This is a genomic window from Bacillus sp. AFS098217, assembly GCF_002551815.1.
GTDB lineage: Bacteria > Bacillota > Bacilli > Bacillales > Bacillaceae_G > Bacillus_A.
The window spans coordinates 1-20,248 of record NZ_NVPR01000087.1; the positions used below are offsets into that span (position 1 = coordinate 1).

Annotated in this window: 19 protein-coding genes; 6 read left to right on the top strand and 13 right to left on the bottom strand. The window is 34.5% G+C overall.

Features of this window, described 5'->3' with window-relative positions:
- Positions 1–155: 155 nt before the first annotated feature.
- Together COO03_RS21325 and COO03_RS21330 are read right to left on the bottom strand one after the other, a co-directional pair.
- Positions 156–1,001, bottom strand: coding sequence for a peptidoglycan-N-acetylglucosamine deacetylase (locus tag COO03_RS21325; protein ID WP_097899060.1), 846 nt, complete (start codon positions 999–1,001; stop codon positions 156–158).
- A 118-nt stretch (positions 1,002–1,119) separates the two neighbouring features.
- Positions 1,120–1,560 carry an ASCH domain-containing protein gene (locus COO03_RS21330; RefSeq protein WP_097899100.1) on the bottom strand — a complete coding sequence of 147 codons (441 nt, stop codon included), beginning with the start codon at positions 1,558–1,560 and terminating at the stop codon, positions 1,120–1,122.
- A gap of 452 nt (positions 1,561–2,012) precedes the next feature.
- Here COO03_RS21330 and COO03_RS21335 point away from each other — a divergent pair, with 452 nt between their 5' ends.
- The gene (locus COO03_RS21335; protein ID WP_097899061.1) at positions 2,013–2,771 is read left to right on the top strand and encodes an alpha/beta fold hydrolase; all 759 of its coding nucleotides are present in this window, start codon (positions 2,013–2,015) and stop codon (positions 2,769–2,771) included.
- A 120-nt stretch (positions 2,772–2,891) separates the two neighbouring features.
- Here COO03_RS21335 and entFM read toward each other — a convergent pair whose 3' ends face one another.
- Entirely contained in the window at positions 2,892–4,178 is a 1,287-nt protein-coding gene (entFM, locus tag COO03_RS21340; RefSeq protein ID WP_097899062.1) for an enterotoxin EntFM, read from the bottom strand.
- 845 nt (positions 4,179–5,023) lie between these two features.
- On the bottom strand, positions 5,024–5,806 hold the full coding sequence (locus COO03_RS21345; protein ID WP_097899063.1) for a TrmB family transcriptional regulator: 783 nt from the start codon (positions 5,804–5,806) through the stop codon (positions 5,024–5,026).
- 183 nt (positions 5,807–5,989) lie between these two features.
- On the opposite strand from COO03_RS21345, the gene COO03_RS21350 reads away from it, so the two are divergent.
- The gene (locus tag COO03_RS21350; RefSeq protein ID WP_097899064.1) at positions 5,990–6,760 is read left to right on the top strand and encodes a TSUP family transporter; all 771 of its coding nucleotides are present in this window, start codon (positions 5,990–5,992) and stop codon (positions 6,758–6,760) included.
- Positions 6,761–7,375: 615 nt separating this feature from the next.
- Positions 7,376–8,053, top strand: coding sequence for a 4'-phosphopantetheinyl transferase family protein (locus COO03_RS21360; RefSeq protein WP_097899066.1), 678 nt, complete (start codon positions 7,376–7,378; stop codon positions 8,051–8,053).
- 38 nt (positions 8,054–8,091) lie between these two features.
- On the opposite strand, the gene COO03_RS21365 is transcribed toward COO03_RS21360, so the two are convergent.
- Positions 8,092–8,691, bottom strand: a complete 600-nt coding sequence (locus COO03_RS21365) for a nitroreductase family protein (protein ID WP_097899067.1) — start codon at positions 8,689–8,691, stop codon at positions 8,092–8,094.
- Between the two features lie 249 nt (positions 8,692–8,940).
- Positions 8,941–9,921 (bottom strand): D-alanyl-D-alanine carboxypeptidase family protein, encoded by a 981-nt coding sequence (locus COO03_RS21370; RefSeq protein ID WP_097899068.1) that lies wholly within the window; start codon positions 9,919–9,921, stop codon positions 8,941–8,943.
- Positions 9,922–10,294: 373 nt separating this feature from the next.
- Here COO03_RS21370 and COO03_RS21375 point away from each other — a divergent pair, with 373 nt between their 5' ends.
- Complete coding sequence (locus COO03_RS21375; protein ID WP_097899069.1) at positions 10,295–10,636, top strand: EamA family transporter; 342 nt, start codon at positions 10,295–10,297, stop codon at positions 10,634–10,636.
- Complete coding sequence (locus COO03_RS21380) at positions 10,629–10,967, top strand: EamA family transporter (RefSeq protein WP_097899070.1); 339 nt, start codon at positions 10,629–10,631, stop codon at positions 10,965–10,967. The genes COO03_RS21375 and COO03_RS21380 overlap by 8 nt, the downstream gene beginning before the upstream one ends.
- A 74-nt stretch (positions 10,968–11,041) precedes the next feature.
- On the opposite strand, the gene COO03_RS21385 is transcribed toward COO03_RS21380, so the two are convergent.
- From COO03_RS21385 to COO03_RS21415, 6 genes are all read right to left on the bottom strand, one after another.
- Positions 11,042–12,046, bottom strand: a complete 1,005-nt coding sequence (locus tag COO03_RS21385; protein ID WP_097899071.1) for a branched-chain amino acid ABC transporter permease — start codon at positions 12,044–12,046, stop codon at positions 11,042–11,044.
- Between the two features lies 1 nt (position 12,047).
- A complete protein-coding gene (locus COO03_RS21390) occupies positions 12,048–12,908 on the bottom strand; it encodes a branched-chain amino acid ABC transporter permease (RefSeq protein ID WP_097899072.1) in 861 nt (286 codons plus the stop codon).
- Between the two features lie 28 nt (positions 12,909–12,936).
- Positions 12,937–13,641: a branched-chain amino acid ABC transporter ATP-binding protein gene (locus COO03_RS21395; protein ID WP_097899073.1), complete on the bottom strand. Its 705-nt coding sequence runs from the start codon at positions 13,639–13,641 to the stop codon at positions 12,937–12,939.
- Positions 13,619–14,392, bottom strand: coding sequence for an ABC transporter ATP-binding protein (locus tag COO03_RS21400; RefSeq protein WP_097899074.1), 774 nt, complete (start codon positions 14,390–14,392; stop codon positions 13,619–13,621). The genes COO03_RS21395 and COO03_RS21400 overlap by 23 nt, the downstream gene beginning before the upstream one ends.
- 195 nt (positions 14,393–14,587) lie before the next feature.
- The gene (locus COO03_RS21405; RefSeq protein ID WP_097899075.1) at positions 14,588–15,805 is read right to left on the bottom strand and encodes a substrate-binding domain-containing protein; all 1,218 of its coding nucleotides are present in this window, start codon (positions 15,803–15,805) and stop codon (positions 14,588–14,590) included.
- A 759-nt stretch (positions 15,806–16,564) separates the two neighbouring features.
- Entirely contained in the window at positions 16,565–17,488 is a 924-nt protein-coding gene (locus tag COO03_RS21415; RefSeq protein ID WP_097899077.1) for a CobW family GTP-binding protein, read from the bottom strand.
- Positions 17,489–17,929: 441 nt separating this feature from the next.
- Between COO03_RS21415 and COO03_RS21420 the strand changes: the two genes are divergently transcribed.
- Entirely contained in the window at positions 17,930–18,874 is a 945-nt protein-coding gene (locus COO03_RS21420; RefSeq protein WP_097899078.1) for an L-lactate dehydrogenase, read from the top strand.
- Between the two features lie 75 nt (positions 18,875–18,949).
- Here COO03_RS21420 and COO03_RS21425 read toward each other — a convergent pair whose 3' ends face one another.
- A complete protein-coding gene (locus COO03_RS21425) occupies positions 18,950–19,984 on the bottom strand; it encodes an AI-2E family transporter (RefSeq protein WP_097899079.1) in 1,035 nt (344 codons plus the stop codon).
- Positions 19,985–20,248: the final 264 nt, after the last annotated feature.

Consider the following 20,248-nt stretch of genomic DNA (forward strand, 5'->3'; position numbering starts at 1 on the left):
GACCGCTTCTATGCATAGCCAGATGCCCTCTCCCATCTAAAAAGAGGAGTTTTATGTCGGTTTTTAATTGATGTATATATAAATTAATAATCTACATTATTTTCATCGTCCCTCTTATTATTAAATATATTGGTATATTCCTGATTATGTTATATTTATTTTCTCTGTTTCGATGTATGAAACATGTTAGGCAGCGTCACGAATCGCGATCCTTTCGCTTTCAGTTCAGGAATAATTCGATCTAGCGCGTTCACAGAACCTTGCAAATGCCCTCCTGGTGTAGAATGTTGCAATATAACACTTCCAGGAAATGCATTCCCTAATACAGTATTTGTAATCTTTTCCGCACTTACTCCCTTCCAATCAACTGTATCTACACTCCACTGTACAATCATAAAATTTTGTTCTGTAGCCCATTCCAATTGTTTTTCACGTATTTCACCATAAGGCGGACGCATAAACTTTGGTGCATACCCTGTCAATTTCCGCAATATCTCTTCCGTTTTTATAATTTGACTGTGATATTCTTCATCACTCACTTTAACTAAGTTCGGATGGTTATACGTATGATTTCCAACAATATGACCTTCATTTGCAATTCGCTTTACTACATTAGGATATCTTTCTGCATTTTCGCCAAGAAGAAAAAAAGTAGCTTTTACATCATAACTTTTTAACTTATCTAGTATTTGCGGAGTAAATACAGAATCTGGACCATCATCAAATGTAAGTGCAACTTCCGCTTTATTATATGGGCCAGAAAACGCATAAGCATATTTTTCAACCCATGAAAAAGGTGTCCAAGACCCTCTATCTTCTTCGGTACCTTGACTCTTATTATTCAAATCAACATTTAATACATCAGGAGTTACACCCGAATCGTTTTGATAATAAAACGTATTTGAATATGGTACATAAGAATACACATTATACAAAGGGATATTACGTTCTAGAATCCATTGGAAAGGAATCGACATGTCTGATGGATAAAAATAATACATAAATAAAAAACCTCCCTAAAATTTTATATGCAGTTCATTCATATTTTGTTAGGAAAATCCATATTTATAAACAGAAATAAGACCGTCCCATCATTGGAACGGTCTTATTTCTCTCTTACTATTTCTTCACATCTATTAATTTAAAATGTTCACAGACGAGTAACATATCTTCAGAAAATTCATGTCCTATTTCACTTAACCTTTTTTTGAAAAATCTGGTGTGGATTTCTTTCCAGTTTTGATAACTGCCATCTCCCTCTGCAATTGCAAACTCTTCCGTTACTTCGTTCATAGGTATCAAATTCACTTCTACTATTTTAATGATTGCTACTGGTTCTCCATTACTGTCTAAAATAATACCGTAATCTTCCTTAGTTGGTAACGGCCTATTCTCCAAGTCATAAAAAATATAAGCTGAACATGTTGCTGTTTTCACCCCATCAATTACTAGCTGGGCAAGATAGTCTGGTGTATCACCAAACTGCCAATCCCTAACTGAAGGCGGTGCATTCCCGCCTTTCCAATACTCTTCCCAGTACATTTGTGCTGCTTTGTTCATTTTCTCTTTCACTCATTTCTTCATTATCTAATAGATTTCCATAGTCGACATTCAAATTTTATCCCGCATTAACAGGTCGGAATGCTTCCACTCCCTTCAAATTATATAAGTTAAATCTTCAGTAACTTTCCCTCCTATTATAAAGCGAAAAATTCTGAATTAAAAATAAATAAAACAACTTTGGCTCTAAACCAATAAAATACGATATAAATGTAAAATGAATATAAATAGTCATATCGTATTTTTTTTGTAATAAAACACATAAAAACTTATCTTTACAACAGATATAAATATCTGATATTATTACCTGGTACTTATATAAATTATTATTCTTTCTTTTAAATAAAAGTGAGTTGTAAAATAATGATTCAAATATATAAGTATTTTTATAACCTACTATAGGAATATTACATCAACCTTATGAATCTTCATCGAGTGAAAGGAGTATCCCTTTGCAAACAAACAAGAATTCCGAAAAAAAAACGATTATATTCATTCATGGATTGGTCGGAAACCGTCGTGCCTTTAAAAAAGAATATAAACGTTTTTCTTCTTCCTACAATATAATAACGTACGATTTACTAGGACATGGTGAAGACAAAGGACAAGCAATAGAATTTTCTTTAGATCAATTAGTACAGCAGTTGTCAGATCTTTATGAAAAAGAAGGAATTAAAGAGGCTCACATTTGCGCTCTAAGCTATGGTTGTTATATTGCTACTATTTTTGCACACACATATCCTGAAAAGGTATTAAGTCTTTGCCATATTGGTGGACATTACAATAATCCATCCCTTTTATATAATGTTTTTCAAAAATTTTGGGATAAAAGAGAAAATGACTATTCCACTTGGCTTTATCAATATGCAAATACAATTTTTCCAAGCGGTATATTGAAAGCAAATCCTTTTGCGGTCATTTCAAAAAATATTTATTATCGCTTTGGGTTACAGTTACACTCATCCATTATTGTTGAATCACTCAAGCACCGTTTAGAATTCGACTTAAAATCTCGTTTAAAAGAGCTAACACATCCTATTTTATGGGTAATGGGAGAACATGATCACCTCTACAAGTCTTGTCTATTTGACTTAAAGTCTATTCTTCCAAACGTTTTATATAAAGAAATCCCATTAGCTGGACATGCGGCAAATTTATTTCGTCCTAACTATTTTCATGATTTGTATTCAAAATTTCTACTGGATGTATAAATGCAATCAAAAAAGTAAACATCCATATTTTACTTACTCTACAAATTTATAAAATAGAAAAAAGCTTTCTAGTTTCCTAGAAAGCTTTTCCTTATAATATTTAAGAATAAAATTCTCTTATTATGCTTTTGTGTAACCTGCTAGATGTTGACTCCAGTAAGAGTTATTTACTGAGCTAACTCTCACACCCGTTTTTTCAGTTTCTGCACTGATGAACTGACCATTCCCTAAATAAATACCCATATGAGTCATACCTGCACCAGAAGTACCTTTAAAGTAGACTAAATCGCCTGGTTGTGGGTTGCTAGTATGCTCCTTGCTGTTCCAGTAACCAGCAACATTTTGGCGTCCACCAGAATGGCCCGCTTTATTTAATACGTAGTAAACGAAGCCACTGCAGTCAAAACCAGATGGTGTTGTACCACCATATACATATGGTGAACCATTTAGCGATTGTGCAATAGACACAATTGATGATCCATTACTAGATGGTGTTGTTGGTTTTTCTGTTTGTGTATTTCCTTGCTCATCGCCAGTAGTTGGACGAGAAGGCGTAGTTACATTTGCTGTACCACCTTTTACAAACTTCACATAGTCAGCACTTACGTAACCAGTTCTGCCATTATGATTAATTTTATACCAGCCATTTTCTACACCAGTAACTTGTAGTGTTTGACCGTTTGTTACGCCGCCAATTACAGCGTTATATGTAGCTGGACCTGTACGTACTTTTAAAGCACCTGTATTAACAACATATGATCCACCAGTTTGAAGTGTAACATTATTGTTAGCAGCTGGCTTCTCTGTTTGGTTAGATACAGCTGTACCACCTTTTGTTACGAAGTCTTTGCTTACGTATCCAGTTTCACCATTGTAGTTAACTTTAAACCAATCTTGTACTTCACCTACAACTTGTACTGTTTGCCCTTTACTTACAGAACCTAAAACAGTATGAGATGTGCTAGGGCCTGTACGTACGTTAAGTGAAGAAACATTTACTGTATAATTACCTGTTCCTTGTTGAACAGTAGTTCCTTGTTTTCCACCAGTTGTTACGAAGTCTCCACTTACATAACCTGTTTGACCGTTTACATTCACTTTAAACCAGCCGTTTTCTTGACCGATTACTTGTAGAACTTGTCCTTCTTTTACTTTAGAAATAATGTTATGTTCTGTGCCAGCACCTGAACGAACATTCAGTACATCAGCTGTTACTGTGTATTTTAGTTCAGAATTTGTGTCTACTGCTTTTGTTTCAGTTACATTTGTTTCAATTGTTTGGTTTTGAGTTTGTCCATTGATTTCTTTTAGCGCATCAGATGAAACTTGTGCATGAGCAGAATCCATTCCAGGAACTGCTACGCCAGCTACAGAAGCTGCTGCTAAACCTGCTAGTACTTTCTTCATAAGTTGTCTTTACTTCCTTTCCCTACTACCCTCTTTAAAAAAACGAACTTACTAATCTACAATATTACTAAAATTAAATATGTATTAAGTTCCATTTTTTGGCAAGAGTTTTATTTTTCACACGTCGTTTATTATAAACGATCGACGTGAACTTTGTGTGAACTTCATGTGAACTTCTACTTCCAAGACAACGTTTTTATGATAAAACATTCACTATTTTTGATTACAAAATGAAAGTGAAGTCTCTATCCCCCATCTCATTATCCAAAATAAAGTAAAACTTTAACCAATGTTTTTTCTTCATCCCACACGGTTATTAGCCTTTACCAATCGGGGTTTTAAGGGCAGTTGCTCTCTCACCTATCTTCTTTGCTTCCGCTCAGTTTTTTGGTGAGGGTCTTACTACCTGCAAATAGTGGGATGAAAAAATCTACTTGTCCTATTAAATGGCGTCAAGGCTTTCAAATAAAAAGTTCTTTTTATGAGTCACCCTCTTATCATTACAAAAATCTAACTATTTATCAACTATATACTAGTCCAAAAAATCATATTTATCCTACTATTCACTAACAATAACAATTTGATCTCAAATTAAGTATATAAATCCATTTTCATTTTTCGGCATCTACATCCCTGCTATGCAGAATAAAGAGTAACCTATACTCGTTTGCTCGTTCTGTTTTTACTTCGCATGTGGCAGAAACAGGTCCTGACCGCTTCTATGCATGGCCAGATGCTCTCTCCCACCTAAAATGAGGGGTTTATGTCGGTTTTTTAATTGATGTATATATAGAAAAAATGGGAGTTTCCCATCAGATACTCCCACACTGCTTCAATTCTTAATCTTATATAGAAAAGAACTTATCTCGTTCTGGTGCAATCCAAGAATCCATATTTTGATCACTGTCCCTCACCAAACGATTCACTAATATATCGTGCCATATATAATTTTCTAACAAATATACATGGACTGGGTCATCTGTATAGAAAGCATTCCCTTTTTGTTCTATTGAATGACCATATATCATTTCTTTTCCATCAATTGATAAGATGAACCATTTATGATCTCCAATATTATCAACATAGCTCGTTTTCCGATGGATTTCTAACCCTTGCAATGAGTTTTCGACTTGAAAAACGATCCCTTTCAAACTGCATTCGTTTTCTTTTGCCTGTAAATCTACTAATAGCTTTTCATACATCGTATCCCAAATTGATAAAATAACCTTTTTTTGAGCTCTTCGAATTAATATTTTGCAAAAAGCTAATATATTTTCTTCCCCTTTTAAGGTAGTTACTCTCGGATCTGCCTCAGGTTCTTTCTTTTCAAATACTTTTAATTCTTTTTCTACGTATGTATATGTCTCTTCCCATTTCTCTCTTACTGTTTCTAAAAACACATCCACAGGTAAAGGCGAATACTGCACTGCTTCATTGATCTCTTCTTTCATTACAATACCTTTTTGCTCAAGAGCATTCAATATTTCATATATACGTGCGCGAGGGACTCCAGAATTTTTGCTAACTTGATAAGCGCTAGAAGCTCCTTGTTGAACTAATGAAACATAAGCCTTTGTTTCATACTGATTTAAGCCAAGCATTTGAATCTTTTGTAATAAATCTTCCATCATAAGCCTCCTAGTTGTTTCATTCCCATTAAAATATTGACAGTAGTTATTACTTTAATAGTAACCATAAAAATAGATGTAGTAAACATGAGAACAAAATGATTAAAATTTTTGTTTACATACAACAAATAAATAGGTACTATCTTAGTAGTGACTATTTTTATTAGGATGGGGGAAATACATATGGAGGACATCAATCTCTATACAATGCTTTTTTTAATTGTGGCAGGTTTTTTAGCTGCATTTATTGATTCTGTAGTGGGTGGTGGTGGATTAATTTCTATACCTGCTTTGTTATTCACCGGACTTCCACCCTCAACAGCTATTGCAACAAACAAACTAGCAAGCTCAATGGGGGCACTTATGAGTACCATTTCATTTATTCGGTCTGGAAATGTCAATTTCAAATTAGTCTCTAAGTTATTTCCGTTAACTTTTATCGGCTCTATACTTGGTGCTTTTGTGGTTAAACATATTTCATCTGAAATACTAAAACCGTTAGTACTAGTACTATTAATTGCTGTTGCTATTTACACGATCATGAAAAAAGATTGGGGAAAAGATGCAACATATAGCGGGATGACTGTAAAAAAGAGCATTATCTTTTCTATTGTTATTTTCATTATTGGATTTTATGATGGCTTTTTCGGTGCGGGAACAGGATCGTTTTTGTTATTTTCATTTTTGATCATTGGATTTGATTTTGTTCAATCAGCAGGAAATGCAAAGATTTTAAATTTTAGTAGCAACATCGCTGCACTTATCATTTTTCTCTATTTAGATGCTGTCAATTTTGCATATGGACTTCCGATGGGAGTAGCGATGATTCTCGGAGCTCTCGTAGGATCAAATTTCGCTATAAAGAAAGGAGTATCTTACGTACGAGTTTTATTTATCCTCGTAACGCTGCTTCTCATTGGAAAAAATATTGGGGATTATTTCGGGATTTTCTAATCTAAAATGGAATATATAACCTAAACATGGTAAAATGACCACTGTACATCGAAATACTATATATACATCAATTAAAAAACCGACATAAACCCCCTCTTTTTAGGTGGGAGAGAGCATCTGGCCATGCATAGAAGCGGTTACACATGCGAAGTCAAAACAGAACGAGCAAACGAGTGTAGGTTACTTTTTCTTCTGCATAGCAGGGATGTAGATACAGAAAAATGAAAATGGATTTATATAGGAGGTATTTTTTATTTATGGAGCACATTATTGATAATCGTTCCAAACACCATATTGAAATTTGCTACGCATGTATACGCCTGCTGTCATTATTAACGTTCAAAAAAGTTCCCGTTATCGAACGAAAAATGAACAGCCTAAAAAATACTATTAATAAGCAACTAGATCATATAAATCAAAAAGATCCTTACAAGTTATAAACATAATATAGGCAAAACAAAAAGAGATTACTCGTTTTCAGTAATCCCTTTTTTGTTTTACTGATACTTTTATATAGTACTAGAATATTACGCTTCCTCCTTCAATTAACACTGCATAGGTTACAAGATTAACGACTGTTTTTATCAATCAATAACATACAGAGAGGAATTCCCAATGAAAGTTTTTGCATTACATATAGATAGATTATTACAATCTCAAGAATTCAATTATTTAATGGGACGCATTTCAGTAGAAAGAGTAAATAAAATCCAAAAGCTTATTTTTCGTGAGGATCAACATCGAATGTTACTCAGCGAGATTTTCATTCGCTCAATTATTCATCGAGAGTGTAAGCTTCCTGATGAAAAGATTACATTTCAATTTGGACCATACGGGAAACCTTGTATTGAAGATGTTCCCTCATTTCACTTTAATTTGTCTCACTCGGATAGTTGGATTGTGTGTGCTACTGATTGCCACCCTATTGGAATTGATATTGAAAAAATATCCCCGATAAATTATAGCTTGGCAAAGCATTTCTTTTCCGATCAAGAATACAGAGATTTAATGAGTAAAAAAGAAGCTGAACGCCTTTCTTACTTTTATGATTTATGGACTATAAAGGAAAGTTTTGTGAAGCAATTAGGTACAGGGCTTTCATTTCCCATGAACTCATTTTCAATCTCCATTGATTTATCTCAAAAAGTTCATTTAAAAACTGACGAGAAAAAACACTCCGTTCATATACAAACTATCCATATAGACAATGCCTACAAGGCCGCAGTGTGTTCGTATGAAGAAGCCCGTCTTACAGAGATTACATATATAAGCTTAGAAGAGCTCCTAATATAAAAAAGGATTACCGAATTAGGAAATCCTTTTTTATTTCCTTATTTATAAATTTTCACACGAGTTTCTAATGGTTGGAATTCTTTTTCTCCTGCCGGTGCTACCGGTTTACCAAATGGCATTTGAGCGATTAATTTCCAAGTGTCTGGAATATCCCATTCTTTTTTCACTTCGTCATCAATTAATGGATTATAGTGCTGCAACGTTGCACCAAACCCTTCAGTTTCTAATGCCGTCCAAATCGCAAATTGTAACATTCCCGATGATTGCTGCGACCATGTTGGGAAATTATCTTTATATAATGCAAATTTCTCTTGAAGCTCTTCTACCACTTTACTATCTTCAAAATATAAAATTGTCCCATAACCACTTTTAAATGCATTCATTTTTTCTTCAGTTGATCCAAAATTATTTTCAGGTACAATTTTTCGTAATGTTTCTTTCGTAATATCCCATAGTTTATCATGTTGTTCTCCTAATAAAACAATAACTCTTGCACTTTGAGAGTTAAAAGATGAAGGTGTATGTTTCACAGCGTGATAAACCACTTCTTGAATTTTTTCATCAGAAACCACTTGCTCTTTACTGATTGCATAAATCGATCTTCTGTCTTTAATTGCTGAATAAAAATCTTTTGCCATACTGATTCCCTCCAATTTTTATTTTGAGGCTTATTAATATGTATAATGGTATATTCTACCTCTAACTTATTAATAATAAGTTTATAACCTTATTATATTTACAAATAAAAACAAATTAAAATCATAACACTCACACTTTTTTATTTTTCATTTTTGATTCTTTTTATATACCATTAAAATAAAAAACAGCTTATTTTCACTCCTTTCGGGTTTCAAATAAGCTGTTTTCCTCTATAATTATTTCTTTCCCTACTTAACAATCTGGAATCCATAAGACATCAGTTTACTGGTTTCTGTAAAACGTTTCGTTTGACTCTTTGTTCCCATAACAACCGTGATAAGTCGTTTATCTCCTTGTTTCGCAGTCCCTGTAAAACAATATCCAGCACTATCAGTAAAGCCAGTTTTCAGTCCATCCATTCCTTCTATATAAAGATCTTTATTCGCTGCATTCAACATTTCATTTGTACTTGTAACAACTGTATTTTTAAATGCTAATTGACTCTGAGGTAAATGTGTTACTTCTAATATTTCTGGATAATCTTTAATAAGACGGTATGCCAATTTTGCTACGTCAGCTGCTGGCATCTTTGTTTCACTTCCATCGGGCTCTTGCAAACCAGAAGCATTTGCAAACTTGGTATTATCTGAGAGTTCCAATTCCTTCGCCTTTTGATTCATAAGTTGAACGAAATTTTGCTCCGTCTTTGCTACATGTTCAGCCAAAGCAACTGCCGAATTATTAGCAGATTCAATCATTAAAGCGTGGAATAAGTCTTTCACCGTTAATGTATCATTCATTTGCACCGGAATTCTAGCACCTTCTGTTTGTGCTGATTTTGCACTTATTTTCACCGGATCTTCCCAATGGACTTTTCCTGTATGTATATTTTCTAAAAGAAGATATGCTGTCATCATTTTCGACATACTTGCCGGGGCAAAGGTTTCAGTCTCATTGTTTTTATAAATAACTTCTCCATCACTTGCATCAATAATCATCGCTGCTTTTGCTTCTACTACTGGTACATACTTTTGTGGAATTACCTTTTCAGATAGCCCTGTCTTTGGTAACTCTGCTACTTGTAGAGAGGAACCATCTATTATCATTTTTTCCTTTGCTTTTACAACATTGGTATCTTCCTTCTCTAGACCCCCATAAAAAAAGAACCAACATATACCCAAAATAATAGCACATAGTATGGTTACTCTTCCCCACTTTAACCTTTTCATCACTAAAACTCCTTTTAATCTACCTATTTTTCAAATTTAACCATAACAACAATATCTTTACATCGTCAAGGTCAAAGAAGAAGATAGTCATTATGAAAAGATCTTCTCTCTATTTATTTTATTGAAAAGAAATGAAATCACATGCTTAATATAAGAAAATTATCATCTTTTTAATAAAGGGTGACGGCTCCCTTATATTGTTTTACTCCACGAGGCATGATACTATATATTTTGGAATGTGAAGAAATGGACAAAATACACTTTACAAATCTCAAAAAACAAGATTTCAACACATATTCTATACACTAGGAAAATATGAATTAAATACATTCATTTTAGACTAATGTATTTAGATGTAAAAGAGAGTGAATATATGAAACCAACCATTAAAAATTATGTATTTTTACATGTAGCTTTCTTGCTATATTCTATCATCATGGTTTACATGAAATGGGCGGCTAAATTTCCAATCGCATCCATCGAATTTTTCGCTGCTTACTTTGGACTCGTTGTGATTTTATTTGCCTATGCGATTCTTTGGCAACAAGTAATTAAACATTTCGAAATATCCAAAGCATATTCACACCGAGGTATTCTTATACTATGGTCAATGCTATGGTCTGTCCTCCTTTTTGGCGATACGATAAAATGGAACAATATACTCGGTGCAGCAATCATTATGATTGGGATTGTGGTGGTGACAAAAGATGAATAAATATATATTATTATATATTTTTGGTATCATTTTAGCTAATTACTCGCAAATTTTACTCAAAAAAGCAACTTTACAACAATATGATTCAAAATTAAGGGAATATGTAAATCAATATGTTATTATTGGATATTCTTTATTTGTCATTAACGCTGGCCTAAACGTTATTGCTCTAAAGGGTGTTCCATTAAAGCAAGCACCTGTATTGGAATCTCTTAGCTATCTTATTATCTTGGTGTTCGGTTGGTATTTCTTAGGAGAAAAAATTACAAAAAGAAAAGTTATCGGTAACATTATTATTATTATTGGCGTTATCGTTTTCTCCATACAATAACAAATAGATACCTTATTGCCATTTCTTCAAGTTAAAGAGGCTGTCCCAAAAGTTTCACTTTTGGGACAGCCTCTTTATGCACTATGCTCGATTCCCTTACTTTTCTCCTTCTTTTTATTTCCTTCTATATTTTTCACTTTCTTAACCATTCCAACCAAACCTGTCGGGAAACCTAATAACACAATAATATATAGTAATCCAAGGAAGATTGTCCATCGTTCAAAGATGGGATATTGCGCCGCAAGTTCTGATAAATAATACTTTAGGGACTCAATAATCCCTGCGCCAGCGATTGCTCCAACTAATGTACCCACTCCCCCGATCATTGTCATTAATAAAGCATTCAAAGTCATTTCAATTGAAAAAACAGTTGTATTTACAAAGCGTAATGTGATGACAAATAAACCGCCACTAAGCGCTGCTACTATTCCAGCCACTACACTCGCAATAATTTTATAGTGGAGAATTTTATATCCAAGCGCTTCTACACGTTGCTCATTTTGCGAAATCGCCTTCAACACTTTACCAATAGAAGATTGTGTAAATAAGCGGAGCAATAGAAAAATTACGATGAGACATATGAGTGTAATATAATAAAATGTGAAACGGTCACGAAACATTTCTGGAACACGGAATGTAAAACCATCCCCCCCATGTGTGACAGCTCGCCATTTTTCAGCAAGTACGAAGAATAGTTGTGAAATGGCAAGTGTTAGCATTGCGTAAAAGTGACTTTTTAATCGTAAAGAAAGCATACCGATTATATAACTAATTATTGCTGATATTACAACTGCTATCGCAATACCGATTAAAAAACTTGCTATCGAAACCTCATGTCGATCTAATAAGAGTGCAACACAATAAGCACCTATTCCAAAAAACATACAATGACCGAATGAAACAATTCCTGTATATCCAAGCAGAATATCAAAACTCATTGCAAATATTGCAAAGATGAAAATTTGTGTGAACAAAATGAGTAAGCTCCGTGAATCATTTACGAAAGGGAATACACTTAAACAAATCAATGCAGCTATTCCAAAATATATCCCGGCCCTATTAAATGTGATGTTCACCATTTCACCCCTTCTCACCAACAAGTCCCGTTGGTTTAACTATCAAGAAGAATAACAACATTAACATATTTATTGCGAGTGATAAGTCAGGTATATAGTAAGCTGTAAAAGCTCCGGCCAAACCAACAATTAAAGATGCAATGGCCGAACCTTGTACGCTGCCCAACCCTCCAATAATGACAACAATAAAAGCTAAAATAGCATACTGCATGCCCATTTCAGCGAAAATAACTCCTGAATATGGTGCAAGAAGAAACCCACCTAACGCCGCCATTCCAGCTCCTAATAAAAAGACAAATGAAAATATAGCTTTTACGTTAATGCCGAGAGCTTGAACCATTTCCTTATCTATTACCCCCGCGCGAATCATAAGTCCAATTTTTGTTTTACGCAATAACAACATCAAACTAATATAGATCAGTACTCCAACAACAATAACAAATAAGCGATACTTTATTAATATAATCCCATCAAATGTAAAGCTCCCTTGTAACCATGATGGTAATTTAGCACTAATAGGATTCGGGCCCCAAAATACTTTTATACATTCACTAAGTACGAGCATTCCACCAAGTGTGACAAGAAGCTGCCGAACATGATTTCCATAGACAGGCCGAATAAGAAACCTTTCTAATACGAAGCCAAGAAACATCCCCATCAAAATTGCTCCTATTAACGCAAGTACATAGCTACCTGTCATATTAAATAGCCATACACCCGTAAAAGCCCCCCATGCAAATAATCCACCATGAGCAAAATTGAGGACACTCATTAAACCAAAAATAAGTGAAAGTCCAGATGCTAGTAAGAAAATAAGCATACCTGTCGAGACGCCGTTTACAAACAAATTAACTAGCACATCCACGTTCCACGCCCCCTCCTCCGTATCAACTTTAAGAAATCCCTAAATATTTATGACATGTTTCCTTATCTTCTTTCAGTTCATTCATCGAACCGTTATGCACAATTCTCCCATTATCCATAATGTAAAAATAATCCCCTATCTGGCTTGCCATCATAAAATTTTGTTCCACAAGCAAAACAGTTGTTTTCTCTTTCATTTTCAAAATAGCGAACATTAACTTTTCAATCATAATCGGCGATAATCCTTTACTTGGCTCATCGATAAGCAACAATCCATCACTATTAATGAACGCTCTTGAAATCGCCAACATTTGCTTTTGTCCTCCGCTCAAAAAGCCACTCTTTTTTTTCCAATATTGTTTTAAGTCCGGAAATAAATCGAGCATCCATTCTATCTTTTCCGCAGTTTCTATTCCTTTCTTTGTCCCTGCGAGAGCAAATGTTTCTTCTACCGTTAAATCATGAAAGATCCCTTGATTCTCTGGTACATATCCCATTCCTTTTCGCGAGATCAAATGAGTGGATAAACCATTTACTTTCTCATCGCAATAATAGATCTCTCCATGAGAAATCCTATGAAATCCCATAATAGAACGTAAAGTTGTTGTTTTTCCGGCCCCGTTTCTTCCAAACAATACAGTTATTGTTCCTTTTTCAACACCCAAAGAAACACCTTGTAAAATATGAAACTGATCTAAATACGTTTCTATATTATCCACTTTTAATAGTGTCACCGTATAATCCTCCTAAATACGCTGTTTGTACGCGCTCATCCTTCATAATCTCCTCTGGCAATCCTTCTGCTAATAACTCTCCATGAAATAATACAATTAGATGATCGGATAAATGCAATACCATATCCATTTTGTGTTCAATAAGTACAATTGTATTCTCACGATTTTTCTTTATATTTTCTATTACTTGTAAAATAGCTGGAACTTCCTCAACAGAAATGCCCGCTGTCGGTTCATCGAGTAACAATACATCTGTCTTCAGCGCTAGCAACATAGCAAGTTCTAATTTTCTCTTTTCTCCATGTGCTAAATCTTTCGCTAGCACTTCTTCTTTTTCATGAAGTAATACTGTCTTCAAAAGTCGCCTTGCCTCTCCCATCTGTTGTTTCAATCGAGAGGAGTTTGGAAAAAAACTATAATAATCTTGAACAAATGACTGTACACTTAAGCGGACATTTTCAATCACGGTTAATTCTGGGAAGATATTTGTAAGTTGAAAAGAACGCCCAATTCCAAGACGTGTTCGCTCTGGAATCGATAACTTTGTAATATCACGCTCTTTAAAATAAATCTCCCCTTTCGTCGGAGAAACTTGTCCACTTAACAAGTTAAAGAGAGTTGTCTTTCCTGCCCCATTCGGCCCAATAATCGAAATAAGTTTGCCTTTTTGTATCGTCAAATTTACATCTTTAATAACATGATGTTCTCCAAATGAGACACACAGATTTCTAGTCTCTAATAAATTCTTCATGCTCTACCTCCCCATAAAGTGAAACCTCTATTAGTAAAGGTTTTCTTCATTCCCCTACTAATGGAAAGACTTCACCAATCTGGCTTTTACACGCGAAGTTATCCCCCACCTATACTTGCTTCTCTCTGACTCTTGAGGTGGGGGACTTACTGCCCGTTAATACGGGATAAAACTATTATTTTTTTAAAATTCAATCTATTTATTTTGAACTGGTGGCTCCGTTTCTTTCATTGTCAGTTCACGTTCTAAAACAGGCACTGGATAATCCACACCATCTTGTTTCTGCAACGTTATCGAATAAAGCGTTTGCAATGCTTGGTGATCTTTCTCTCGAAACTTCATTTTACCTTTTGGTGTTTCAAATTCCATTCCCTCCATTTTCTTAATGAGCGTATCAACCTCTGTATCTCCTTTCGTTTTCTTTAACCCCTCAACGATGGAGATTGCCGCAGACATTCCCCCAGCTGTAAATAAGTCTGGAACAGTTCCATTAAAACGCTTTTTATGTTCTTCTATTAACCAATCGTTCACTTTATTTTTCGGAAGCGTATGATAATATACTGAAAACCCTTGCATCCCTACTAGCGCATCCATTGTTTTTAATGCTGGTATATCCGGTGCCCCTGTTGAAATCTTAATTCCTTGTCCTTCCACGTTCATATCTTTTAATTGCTTCCACGGTGAGTTGGCACCAGCCCAAACAATAAATAAATAATCTGGTTTTGAACTAATGATATTTTGAATATTTGCAGTAAAATCAGTAGAATTTGTATCAGCATATTGTTCGTTTACAATATTCGCACCTAGTTTTTGCGCTCCAGCTTTAAATGCAGCAATTCCTTCACGTCCAAAGGCGTTGTCTGGAGCAAATGTTGCAATCTTTACATCTTTCTTAGCAATTGATGCAGCACCAGCAATTGCATCTTGGGATGAATTTCTTCCTGTCCTAAAAATGTATTTATTCCAGTTCTTACCCGTGATACTATCTGCAACCGCTGGTTCAACGACCATTATTTTTTCATACTCTTCGGCTAATGGTAACACTGCTAATGTATCACTTGAACTCGAAGATCCAACGAGAAAGTCGACCTTATCTTCTTCTAATAGTTTCGTAGCTTTTTTAACTGCTACATCCGCTTTCGTTTCTGTATCTTCTACAACAAACTTAATCTTCTTTCCTTCTACCTTCCCTGTTCCACCTGTTGCATAATCGAGTCCCAGCTCAAATCCATTTACTGTTTGTTTCCCGTACGATTCTAGCGGACCTGTTAACGAAGCAAGCACACCTACTTTAATCGTTTTCTCATCGTCTGTACTTGCTTTCTTTCCTGAACAACCTGCTGTTACTAACAATGAACCAAGAATACACCCCGTAAACATCATTTTTAGCCACTTACGTTTTTTCCCTGACATTGTGATCCTCCCCATACTTTACTTTCTGATAGAATCAAATACGCCATAGTAAACCATCCGTAATCATGACTTTTCACTTTTAACAATTTAACGTATTTCCGAAAGAAGTCCCCATCTTCAAGCGCGTGACGTGCAAGAGCCAAGCGGTAAGGTGGGGATGAATTTCGGTTAGGCATAGCCTAAAATAACTCTTGGCAAATACACGCATGTTTTGCCCATCCATATCAGGATGTAGTTTCCCTTCGCCAATGTTTGTAGGTGTTGGCAACTTCTCATGCAAGAAGGCTTGTGGTTGACCGTTCCTTCCCAATCAGAACTGTTACAGAGCCACCATAGTGCCAAGAACTAGGGAATCATTCTTGGGTATGCAACCTACGAACGGAGTCCACGAAAGACTGTGGCTAGACAACCAGGGCTTTTTACAAGCCCCCACTTCAAAACGTGTTAGCGTTTAAGTGGTGGGTAGTTGACACCTTGCTGTCAATAGAAATTTCTCGAAGTACCTCTACATTCGCCAGACATTTCCAAATCCCTTCCAATATTTTCATAAATATTCATACAATTATACAAAAAAATTTATTAATCCCCCCTACTAAAAAAACTAACTCCCAAAAGGAGTTAGTCTTTTCAACCAAACGTACTTTACACTATTTAGAGTTTTACATAAAGAGTCTGCTATTGCCCGATAAACAGCATACATTTCGTAGTACTTACGCATCTATACTTTTATAAAAAAATTTCCCAGAAAATTCTTTATACTCAAACAGATGAATTTTCCAACTTTTCTAGCCCTTCCTTTAATTTCTTCTTATCTAAATCTTCACCAATCATCACAAGATTTGTAGGAAATCCAAAGTCCTGTTCCAATAAAATTGGTACACCAAATGAGTATTGTAATAAATGCGGATATTTATCCCCATTAAATTTTACAAACCCTTTTACACGATAAATCTCCTGTGGTAAATTTGAAAGCCATTCATATAATTGATCTTGATCAATTGATTTTGTAAATTGATATGTCATCGTTTGTATATGTAAATGCTGTTTCACATGTAATGTTTCATGTTCTTCCTTACCTTCTAATTTCACTTCTTCTATATCTTCTAAAGATATATTACAATACTGTGTTTCATACAATTTCGCCTGCTTATTTATCGCTGCTACTTCTTCTAAAATGTTTTTCTTCTCTTCCGCTGTTAATAAGTCCGATTTATTAATGAGAATATGACTTCCGTATTTGATTTGCTCATTTAGGAGTTGCTGAATACTTTTACTTAATACGTCACGATTTAACCATCTCATTGCATCTAATACAACAATAATTGACTTCACTTCAATATACGGCGCTAAAATAGGTGATAGGCATGCATCTAATACTTCGATTGGATGAGCAACTCCAGTTGTTTCTATATAAATTACATCTGGTCTTTCTTGTTGGTATAAAGAGTGTAACTGAATCTCAAGTTCATCTTTTAACGTACAACAAATACAACCTTTTAAAAGTTCTCTTAAAATGTTTTCTTTCCCTATAATATCTGTATCTACCGAGTATTCTCCTATTTCATTCATTAAAACAGCAACTTTTCGACTTTTCTTCTTTTCCGCTAATAATAAATTTTGTAACAGTGTTGATTTTCCGCTTCCTAAAAAACCACCTAATATATGAATTTCTACTTTACTCATATGACTGACCATCCATTTCTGTGCTTTTCATATAATTTAAAGCGTAATTATTACGATTTATATTTATTATTTTATTAAAATCAATGCCATTTGTAAACAAAACTCTCTAACTCTGTTGTAACTATTACAATATGTCTGCTGATTCAATTACTCCTTGTATCCATCTATGCGTTAGCATTGTGTGTTCCTCCCGCAAAATGTATTCTTCCCGATTTCTTGTCCTAGTTCAAAAGCTGTAGCTCCTCCGCAAGGGCATGGATTTTGACTTCAGCTAAAAGATGCCTATGTTTCGTTCCTTCCGGTTCACAACTATATAAGCGGATATATTTTGAAATACTTGAATATCTTTTATGAAATGCAATAAACTAGGTTAGAGTCTATAGAAGTAAGACCTATTTTTTCTTACATATAAAAATTACTGAAATAGCGAGGTAATGTCATATGAAAAAAGGTATTAACCGTGTCGTATTAGTAGGAACTGGAGCAGTAGGCTGTAGCTACGCTTACTGTATGATTAACCAAGGTGTTGCTGAAGAATTTGTATTAGTTGATGTAAACGAGGCAAAAGCAGAAGGAGAAGCAATGGACTTAAGCCATGCGGTTCCCTTTGCTCCAGCGCCAACAAGAGTTTGGAAAGGCAGCTATGAGGATTGTAAAGAAGCAGATCTTGTAGTCATCACTGCTGGATTACCACAAAAACCAGGTGAAACACGTTTAGACTTAGTTGAGAAAAACGCTAAAATCTTTAAACAAATCGTTCGTAGTATTATGGATAGCGGATTTGATGGTATCTTCTTGATTGCTACAAATCCTGTAGATATTTTAACTTATGTAACTTGGAAAGAATCTGGCTTACCAAAAGAACGCGTAATTGGTTCTGGTACAACTTTAGATTCTGCTCGTTTCCGATATATGCTAGGAGAATATTTCAATATTGATTCTCACAATATTCATGCTTACATCATCGGCGAGCATGGTGATACAGAGCTTCCTGTTTGGAGTCACGTATCAATTGGAATTCAAAAACTACAAACAATTCTTGAAAAAGATAATGAGCATAATCAAAAAAAATTAGATGAAATCTTTGTAAACGTTCGTGATGCTGCTTATCACATTATTGAACGAAAAGGTGCAACATACTACGGCATTGGTATGTCCCTTTTACGTGTGACAAAAGCAATCTTAAATGACGAAAACAGCGTATTAACTGTATCCGCATATCTTGAAGGTCAATATGGACAACAAGATGTTTATATTGGCGTTCCCGCAGTCCTGAATCGTCAAGGCGTTCGTGAAATTGTAGAAATTGAATTAAGTGCAGAAGAAGAATTAAAATTTGATCATTCTGTTCAAGTACTGAAAAAAACAATGGCTCCCGTACTATAAGATACATGCTGATCATCGCTCCACAAAAAAAGCAATCCAAAATAATTGGATTGCTTTTTGCATAATTCAAAAACCTCATTCAGTATTTACCGTGGTTTTCTCTCCATCGTGTACCTCAAGCACATCAAGTAAAAAGATAAAGATTGGAATCCCAATAATAAGGCCCCATATTCCTAAGAAGTGCTCCGAAAAGATAAGAACCATAAATGTATAAAAGAGTGGTAAGTTTGTTTTTGCAGACATAAATTTTGGATTTAAAAAATAACTTTCAATTGCATGAATCACTGCAATAAAAATTAATATATATACGACATATGCAATCCCACCAATGTTATACGCTATGATACAAAGTGGAATTAGTGAAATAATAACACCTGCAACCGGAATTAAACCAAGTAAGAATATCATAACTGCTAATACAAGTAGCTGCGGGAATCCTAAAAATACAAGTGCAATGACAGAGAGAATACAGTTTACAACTGCAATTAAAAATTGTGCCTCAATGACTTTGCCAAATGAACGGGCAAATTTCTGGCCAAAGTATGCAATTTCCTCATAAAAAATACGAAGTTTACTCTCCTTAAATTTAGAAGTAAAAGCGATAATGCGATCTTCTTCTAATAAGAAAAATAAGCTTAAAATAAGAGAAAGGAAAATTTGCAAACCTACCTTTCCAATATTCGCTAATGATTGATAAATCACATCTACCCCTTGTTCAATATACTTTGATACTTCCATCTGATTAATTGCAAAAAGCATATATCGTATCATTTCATTATCAGGCGGATGTTTAAAAAATAATTTAAACTGGTAAATCAATTGTGAGATTTGTATCGTTAATACAGGTAAATATTTATATAACGTAGTGACAATAAACGCCACTAAAACTATGTATAAGAAGGCGATAATCGCTTTCCTGTTTATCCGCACAAATCGATTAAGCCTTTCAGAAATAAATCTTTGAAAACGATCCATTAAGAACGTAAGAATGAAAGTAATCAATATTAAATTGATCATACTTTTTAGCCCGTATAATATAAGGGCTAAAATTACTAGTACAAGGAGCCGCTGAAACCCCCTACTTTGAAAGAAATTTTTCACTTGGATCATTAATGTTTAATCCCCCCTTTACTAGATGGAAATTCAATATATTCAAGAAATGCTGTCCGTTTATTAATTACTATGTTAGGACATTTTATGAACTCCTAAAGACAATCTTTCTCACTAATTTGAAAGAGTCCTCTTTTTTCTTTTTAATTATCTTATTTTTTATTCCATTTCAAAGAGTAAAACTATATTAGTATGTACATCATGCCACGCAATCTTAGTCTCGCTTTTAAATTACTACTGCTATATAGTAGAACAAATAATCCC

Bases quoted from the DNA above. Each gene is read 5' to 3' on its own strand.
- COO03_RS21325 (WP_097899060.1), bottom strand. From the start codon at position 1,001: ATGTATTATTTTTATCCATCAGACATGTCGATTCCTTTCCAATGGATT.
- COO03_RS21330 (WP_097899100.1), bottom strand. From the start codon at position 1,560: ATGAACAAAGCAGCACAAATGTACTGGGAAGAGTATTGGAAAGGCGGG.
- entFM (WP_097899062.1), bottom strand. From the start codon at position 4,178: ATGAAGAAAGTACTAGCAGGTTTAGCAGCAGCTTCTGTAGCTGGCGTA.
- COO03_RS21345 (WP_097899063.1), bottom strand. From the start codon at position 5,806: ATGGAAGATTTATTACAAAAGATTCAAATGCTTGGCTTAAATCAGTAT.
- COO03_RS21350 (WP_097899064.1), top strand. From the start codon at position 5,990: ATGGAGGACATCAATCTCTATACAATGCTTTTTTTAATTGTGGCAGGT.
- COO03_RS21360 (WP_097899066.1), top strand. From the start codon at position 7,376: ATGAAAGTTTTTGCATTACATATAGATAGATTATTACAATCTCAAGAA.
- COO03_RS21365 (WP_097899067.1), bottom strand. From the start codon at position 8,691: ATGGCAAAAGATTTTTATTCAGCAATTAAAGACAGAAGATCGATTTAT.
- COO03_RS21370 (WP_097899068.1), bottom strand. From the start codon at position 9,921: ATGAAAAGGTTAAAGTGGGGAAGAGTAACCATACTATGTGCTATTATT.
- COO03_RS21375 (WP_097899069.1), top strand. From the start codon at position 10,295: ATGAAACCAACCATTAAAAATTATGTATTTTTACATGTAGCTTTCTTG.
- COO03_RS21380 (WP_097899070.1), top strand. From the start codon at position 10,629: ATGAATAAATATATATTATTATATATTTTTGGTATCATTTTAGCTAAT.
- COO03_RS21385 (WP_097899071.1), bottom strand. From the start codon at position 12,046: ATGGTGAACATCACATTTAATAGGGCCGGGATATATTTTGGAATAGCT.
- COO03_RS21400 (WP_097899074.1), bottom strand. From the start codon at position 14,392: ATGAAGAATTTATTAGAGACTAGAAATCTGTGTGTCTCATTTGGAGAA.
- COO03_RS21405 (WP_097899075.1), bottom strand. From the start codon at position 15,805: ATGTCAGGGAAAAAACGTAAGTGGCTAAAAATGATGTTTACGGGGTGT.
- COO03_RS21415 (WP_097899077.1), bottom strand. From the start codon at position 17,488: ATGAGTAAAGTAGAAATTCATATATTAGGTGGTTTTTTAGGAAGCGGA.
- COO03_RS21420 (WP_097899078.1), top strand. From the start codon at position 17,930: ATGAAAAAAGGTATTAACCGTGTCGTATTAGTAGGAACTGGAGCAGTA.
- COO03_RS21425 (WP_097899079.1), bottom strand. From the start codon at position 19,984: ATGATCCAAGTGAAAAATTTCTTTCAAAGTAGGGGGTTTCAGCGGCTC.